Source organism: Kitasatospora sp. NPDC058063, assembly GCF_042885395.1.
GTDB classification, from domain to species: Bacteria; Actinomycetota; Actinomycetes; order Streptomycetales; family Streptomycetaceae; genus Kitasatospora; species Kitasatospora lactacystinica.
In genome coordinates, this window is sequence record NZ_JBHVSD010000070.1 from 1 (window position 1) to 2817 (window position 2817).

Genomic DNA, 2817 nt, shown 5'->3' on the forward strand with positions numbered 1-2817 from the left:
CTGGCGGAGCGGGTGACCGACTCGTTCGACGGCCGGATCGTGCTGCTGGACGGCGACAGCCGTGAGCAGATCGCGACCCGCCCGGCCACCGCGCCGGCCACCACCGTCACCCCGGACAACCTGATCTACGTCATCTACACCTCCGGCTCCACCGGAAAGCCCAAGGGCGTCATGGCGAGCCACGCCAACGTCCTGCGGCTCTTCCCGGCGATCCAGGACGACTTCGGGTTCACCGGCAGCGACGTCGGCGTGCTCTCGCACTCGTACGCCTTCGACTTCTCCACCTGGGAGATGTGGGCCGTCCTGCTGAACGGCGGCCGTCTGGTGGTCGTGTCCAACGAGACCACCCGCTCGCCGGAGGACTTCGTCGACCTGCTGGTCGCCGAGCAGGTCACCTTCCTGTCCTACGTCCCCTCCGCGTTCGGCGCGGTGGCCGCCATGGCGGCCACCGGCGACCCGCGCATCGACCGGCTCGCCCTGCGGCTGATCGCCGTCGGCGGCGAGCGTGTCGAGGTCCCCCAGCTCCAGCCGTGGGCGGACCGGATGGGCCTCGACCACCCGGTGCTGCTCAACGTCTACGGCCCGACCGAGACCACGGTGATCTCCACCGCGCACCGGCTCGTGACGGAGGACTTCGACCACCCGTCCCGCAGTCTCCTCGGGCACAAGTTCCACGACGTCCGGATCCACCTGCTCGACGCCGACGGCCAGTTGGTGCCCGTGGGCGTGGTCGGCGAGATGTGCATCGGCGGCCCCGGCGTGGCCCGCGGCTACCTGGACCGCCCCGAGCTGACCGCCGAGCAGTTCATTCCGGACCCGTTCGGCCCGGCCGGCTCGCGCCTGTACCGCAGTGGCGACCTGGCCCGCCGGCTGGCCGACGGCACCCTGGAGACGCTCGGCCGTGTCGACACCCAGGTGAAGGTGCGCGGCTACCGCATCGAGCTCGGCGAGATCGAGAGCGCGCTGCACAAGCATTCCGGAGTCAAGAGTGCCGTGGTGACCGTCCACGAGAACTCCGCGGGGGAGAAGTCCCTCGTCGCCTACGTCGTCGCCGACGGCGGCACGGCCGTCGACGCCGGCCTGCTGCGCGGGCACCTGGGCGGCATCCTGCCGGACTACATGATCCCGTCGGCCTTCGTCGCCCTCGGCTTCATCCCGGTGAACGCCAACGGGAAGGTCGACCACCGCGCGCTGCCCGCGCCGGGCCGCTCGGCGTTCGCGGCCTCGCGGCACGTGGCGCCGCGCACTCCGGTGGAGGAGCGCTTCGCCGAGGTGTGGGGTGAGGTGCTGGGCCTGGAGAAGGTCGGTGTCGAGGACAGCTTCTTCGACCTCGGCGGCGACTCGATCCGTGCGGTCCGCCTGGTCGGCGCGCTGCGCACCGCCGGGTTCGAGGTGTCGATCCGCGACGTGTTCGAGTCACGGACGATCGCGGTGCTGGCGGCCGGCCTCACCGGCCAGGGCGGCGAGTCCCTCGTCAAGGCCGTGGAGCCGTTCGCGCTGATCGGCGACGGGGACCGGGCCGCGCTGCCCGAGGGCGTCGTGGACGCCTACCCGCTGTCGCAGGTGCAGACCGGCATGCTGGTCGAGATGCTGGCCGCCCAGGAGCGCGGCGAGTCGGCCTACCACAACATCAACTCCTTCCGGATCCCGGACGAGCAGGCCTTCTCCCCGGAGGCGCTGCGCGAAGCCGTGGCCGTGCTGTCGCAGCGGCACGAACTGCTGCGCACCTCCGTGGCTCTCAGCGGCTACTCCCAGCCGCTCCAGCTGGTCCACGCCTCCGCGCAGCTGCCGGTGACCGTGCACGACTGGCGGGGCCTGAGCGAGGAGCAGCGCGAGGAGCGTGCCCGGGTCTTCGCGGGGCAGGACCTGGCGTCCGGCTTCGAGCTGTCGGCCGCACCGCTGATGCGGCTCGCCGTCCACCTGGAGTCGGACGAGGCCTGGCGCCTGACCCTCAGCCACTGCCACGCCGTCACCGAGGGCTGGAGCGTCAACAGCCTTCTCATGGAGCTGATGGAGTGCTACCAGCACCTGCGCGACGGCCGTGAGCTGCCCGCCTACGAGGCGCCGTCGGTCCGCTACGCGGACTTCATCGCGGCCGAGCTGGAGTCGCTGGCCTCCGAGCAGGACCGCGCCTTCTGGCGGGACATCGTCGCCGGCCACGCCGCGGCCGAGCTGCCGGCCACCTGGGCCGACGACGCCGACCTGGTGGCCGAGAACCTCGGCGCGCGGGTGCCCTTCCACGACCTCGAGGAGAAGCTGCACCGCCTGGCGAACGACGCCAAGGCCTCGCTGAAGACCGTGCTGCTGGCCGCGCACCTGAAGGTGCTGGGCATGGTCGGCACCGAGGACGCCTTCCACACCGGTGTGGTCTACCACGGGCGTCTGGAGGCCCCCGGCGCCGAGCGGGTGCTCGGCATGCACCTGAACACCCTGCCGTTCCCGGCGCTGCGCGCCTCGGGGACCTGGCGTGAGCTGGTCGAGCGGGTCTACGCCCGCGAGTCGGAGATCTGGGCCCGCCGCCGGTACCCGCTGCCCGCCGTCCAGCGCGACAGCGGCACCGGCGAGCGCCTGATTTCGATGGTCTTCGACTACCAGGACTTCCACCAGGTCGACACCGGCACCGTGGACACCGCGTCCAACCTCGACGCGGGCGGCAACGAGTTCCTCCTCAGCGTGATCGCCGCCGGCGGCCACCTCAACATCGGCACTTCGACCGACGTGCTCGGCCGTGCGGCCCTGGAGCGCTTCGGTGCGATGTACCGGTTGGTGCTGGAGGCGATGGCGGCCGGCCCGGAGGGGGACGCTTCGGTGGTCCTG

Annotated in this window: 1 protein-coding gene; it reads left to right on the forward strand. The window is 71.8% G+C overall.

The annotated features are described in order from the left end of the window. Positions 1–12: 12 nt before the first annotated feature. Positions 13–2817, forward strand: a 2805-nt coding sequence (locus ACFVUY_RS43275; RefSeq protein WP_387737357.1) for an amino acid adenylation domain-containing protein, incomplete at its 3' end; no start/stop codon positions are given.